Raw genomic sequence first — 3620 nt, forward strand, 5'->3', positions numbered from 1 at the left:
TTTGTTCAAACTGGAGCCCACTCTTTTTATATGGGTGATGAAGAACAAATTGATTTTATAATGACCAAAACACTGATATAACTTTAGTAAAGGCGGGTTATTATGTATATTCCTAAATACTTTAGAGTCACAGATATAGATGAAATTCGAGAATTTGTTCAAATGAACTCATTTGGAACGATTGTAACAACAAAACAAGGTAAACCAATTGCTACTCATTTACCATTGCAGTTAATTAAAGAAGGAGATACTTACTATATAACGGGGCATATGGCATATGGGAACCCTCAATGGGGAACATTCGAAACCTGTGAAGATGTATTGGTTATGTTCCAAGGACCACACGCTTATATCTCTTCTTCCTGGTATGAAGAGGAAAATGTCCCGACATGGAACTATCAAGCTATACATGTATATGGTGCAGCCAACATTTTGGACGAAGAAGAGTTAAAACAGGACCTGACAATGTTGCTACAAAAATACGAAAAACACCGTAAGGATCCAGTATTATGGGATAAGCTTTCTCCTCAGTTATTAGAAGAACAACTAAAAGGCCTTGTTGGATTTAAGATTAAAGTACAAGAAATTCAAGCTGCCTATAAATTAAGTCAAAATCGTAGTGAAGAGGACTATCATAACATTGTTAATAAACTTCATGAAGAAAAGGATCTAAATTCTCAACAAATGGCAGAAGTGATGAAAAAGAGGGTACAACACGGTAAATAAGCATTATATTTGTTTATAAAATGTCTGTACGTACTTCCGCTTTCGAATGTTATGTCAATCAGCCCCTATTTTTTTACTTTATATCTAAAGGAGGAGTTTTATATGTCAAGAAAGGCTTTTAGTGCATCTGGAGCTGTTGCCGTTGGTCCTTACTCACATGCAATTGAAGCAGGAGATTTAATATTTTTATCCGGGCAAACTCCGGTAGACTCACAGACTGGAAAGCTTGTAGAAGGTGATATTGTTGAACAGACAAATCAATGTTTTAAGAATCTTTTCAATGTATTGGAAGCAGCAGGTTTAACTCCTGATAATGTTCAAAAAGTGAATGTATTCTTAACTGATATGAATAATTTCACAGCAATGAATGAAGTTTATTCTAAACAATTTTCTGTACCATATCCTGCTCGTACAACTATAGGTGTGTCATCCCTACCTCTTGGTGCACAGGTTGAAATAGAGATGATAGCTAGAAGATAAAATTCAGGTAAAAAGGGCTCGATCAAAATGGCTAGAGCCCCATAAAAACCTTTCCTTCTCTCAACATTACCAATCCTTATTTATGAGTTTTTTATTGGTTAGAAGTTGAAAAATTGTGGAGAATCACTTGTCGAAGACTGGTACAAAAGATGGCAGATGTGGTAAATTCTCATTGGCCGTAATTAAGACCACTTTATTTGAAATTGAAGAACTTTATTTTAACTTTTCAGCTATCATTTTATGATAGTTTTTTTATTATTTATCATGCAAAATAGCGACTAAAACAGGTGCAAAATAACATCTAAAGTGACATTAATCTCACGTATCAATTTAGGATGCTCAATAAGTTGTATCTTTCTGAAAACAACGATTTATATTTATTTACATATATCATACCGTTTTTGGACTTATCTCAGACTTACCCCGACTTCCGATAACACTGATTATGTGAACAAGAAATCCCTTCAGAACACAAGGTCTGAAGGGTATTTTTATAGAGTCTGAGATACATTGACTGCCGATAATGATATGTTATGTCAACTTCACATGTATAGAGTATTCATTATTGATAAAGTTAAAAATGATATCAAACTTCAAATTTTATGGTAATATTTTCTATATGAGGAATTTATAACATAGAAAGAAAGTAGTGATGATATTGCGTAAGTCTATATTATTAAGTTGTATTGTATTCTCTTTGAGTGGTTGTGGAATGTACCAACCACATTCATATGATACAAAAGAAGAGGCTTTACAACATGAATTAGCGGTGAATATTGGAGATAATAGTAAAACTTTAAAAGAAATTATTACAACAGGTGAAAATTTTGCCTTTTATATCACGAATGAAAATCGAATTGCAATAGCTAATTTAAAGAGAGGTAATCTTGGTAAATGGGAAGTAGGAGGATCAGGATCAGGGGGCGCAAGTCTATATAATCTTAATTTTCAACCATCTGGAATAGCTTCTTCACTTGGATCATTAGATAATAAAATTATCTATGGCTACCTAAAGAACTCAGACATTGAAAGCGTATCTTATAATTCAATAGAAGGACACTTTATAAACTTAGATGGTTATTTAAAAGAAACGAATATAAATCATGAAAATCTTAGGTTATGGTACATATCAATACCAGTAGGTGAAAAATTTAACATAAAAAACCTAAATCAATTAGGTTTTAAAGATAAAAATGGAAATGTAATACGTTACGAAACAAAAGAATATTTAGGATATGAATATTGATATTGTATAGATGGAGCCTCTCTGTTGTTAAATATTAGAGAGGCCCTTTTTATGTTTGTATTTAGGAGGAAGCATAATGAAAGTACATCATATTGTTCAACTTGGTTGTGCTACGATATTTTTTATAGCTTCAACGTTTATTAGTTGGTATCAAGGAAGCCAAGTAACAAATAATCTACTTCAATGGGGGCATACTACAAAATTTACAAACTGGTTTAAAGGGCCAATAACAGAAGAAAGTGATATCATGCAATTAGATTATTTCTTGTATGCTGCTAGATTTAAGCCTACATCAGTTATCATTATGATAATAAGTTTTTTATACATAATCAGCTTAGTTTGGTATCTCATCCGTAAATATAAAAGGGTTTATTAGTTATACATATTTCTTGTAGTAAGTAATACTGGTTTTAAATTGGATATAACTTCCGATAAATTATGTTAACTAAATTTATAAAAGATGGTGGATGTAATTGAACAAAGAAACCGAACTTATTTCAAACCTAAAAAGTAGAGATTATGAAGTAAGAAATGATGCCATTGAGGCTTTAGGCGAATATAAAACTGAAAAAGCTGAAAATGCATTGATTCAATTCATTACAACTTCAAAAGACCCGTTTGACATAGTAACCGCAAATGTATCATTGAGAAAATGCGGAACCCAAAGATGTATTCCTTATCTAATAAAACTCTTACAGTACCCTGATCAAGATGTGAGATGTTCTGCTATCTACTCACTCAGTATTCTTGGAAATTTAACTCTTACCCCTATCTTTATAAATTCATTAAATCATCGTTGTCCAATTACGAAGGCATATGCTGTGAGTGCGATTAAAAAACACGGAGATGAAAGGGCTATCTCACCTATATGTGATTACACTAAAAAATACGTATCCAGAAAACGGAAAATACAAGGAGAACCTTCACCCTTAATAGAAGCATTAAAATTCTTACTCAAGTTTATAAACGACAACGAAGAAGTAAAAAAGACATTTGCCTATGTAATAAAAAAAGAAAATAACATATTTAGAAATGAAAAACATTGGATTCAAAATTGTATACAAAAAGAATTTAACTACCGATAACACTGATTATGTGAACAAGAAATCCCTTCAGAATACAAGGTCTGAAGGGATTTTTATAGCGTCTGAGGTTCATTGACTGCCGA

5 protein-coding genes and 1 pseudogene are annotated in these 3620 nt (G+C 32.1%); all 6 read left to right on the forward strand.

Annotation, left to right across the window (positions count from 1 at the left end; genetic code table 11):
• Positions 1–81: pseudogene (locus H540_RS33530) on the forward strand (GNAT family N-acetyltransferase); the annotation flags it as partial.
• 21 nt (positions 82–102) lie between these two features.
• Positions 103–726, forward strand: coding sequence for an FMN-binding negative transcriptional regulator (locus tag H540_RS0121745; protein ID WP_028402367.1), 624 nt, complete (start codon positions 103–105; stop codon positions 724–726).
• 102 nt (positions 727–828) lie between these two features.
• On the forward strand, positions 829–1206 hold the full coding sequence (locus H540_RS0121750) for a RidA family protein (RefSeq protein WP_028402368.1): 378 nt from the start codon (positions 829–831) through the stop codon (positions 1204–1206).
• A 712-nt stretch (positions 1207–1918) separates the two neighbouring features.
• Positions 1919–2452, forward strand: a complete 534-nt coding sequence (locus tag H540_RS0121755) for a hypothetical protein (protein ID WP_028402369.1) — start codon at positions 1919–1921, stop codon at positions 2450–2452.
• 76 nt (positions 2453–2528) lie between these two features.
• Positions 2529–2828 (forward strand): YjdJ family protein, encoded by a 300-nt coding sequence (locus tag H540_RS0121760; protein ID WP_028402370.1) that lies wholly within the window; start codon positions 2529–2531, stop codon positions 2826–2828.
• Between the two features lie 97 nt (positions 2829–2925).
• Entirely contained in the window at positions 2926–3537 is a 612-nt protein-coding gene (locus tag H540_RS0121765) for a HEAT repeat domain-containing protein (RefSeq protein WP_028402371.1), read from the forward strand.
• Positions 3538–3620 lie beyond the last annotated feature (83 nt).

The sequence above is a fragment of the Ectobacillus panaciterrae DSM 19096 genome (genome assembly GCF_000430785.1).
GTDB classification, from domain to species: domain Bacteria; phylum Bacillota; class Bacilli; order Bacillales; family Bacillaceae_G; genus Ectobacillus; species Ectobacillus panaciterrae.

Excerpts from the sequence above, each read along its gene's own strand:
- H540_RS0121745 (WP_028402367.1), top strand. The coding sequence starts at position 103 with ATGTATATTCCTAAATACTTTAGAGTCACAGATATAGATGAAATTCGA.
- H540_RS0121750 (WP_028402368.1), top strand. The coding sequence starts at position 829 with ATGTCAAGAAAGGCTTTTAGTGCATCTGGAGCTGTTGCCGTTGGTCCT.
- H540_RS0121755 (WP_028402369.1), top strand. The coding sequence starts at position 1,919 with ATGTACCAACCACATTCATATGATACAAAAGAAGAGGCTTTACAACAT.
- H540_RS0121760 (WP_028402370.1), top strand. The coding sequence starts at position 2,529 with ATGAAAGTACATCATATTGTTCAACTTGGTTGTGCTACGATATTTTTT.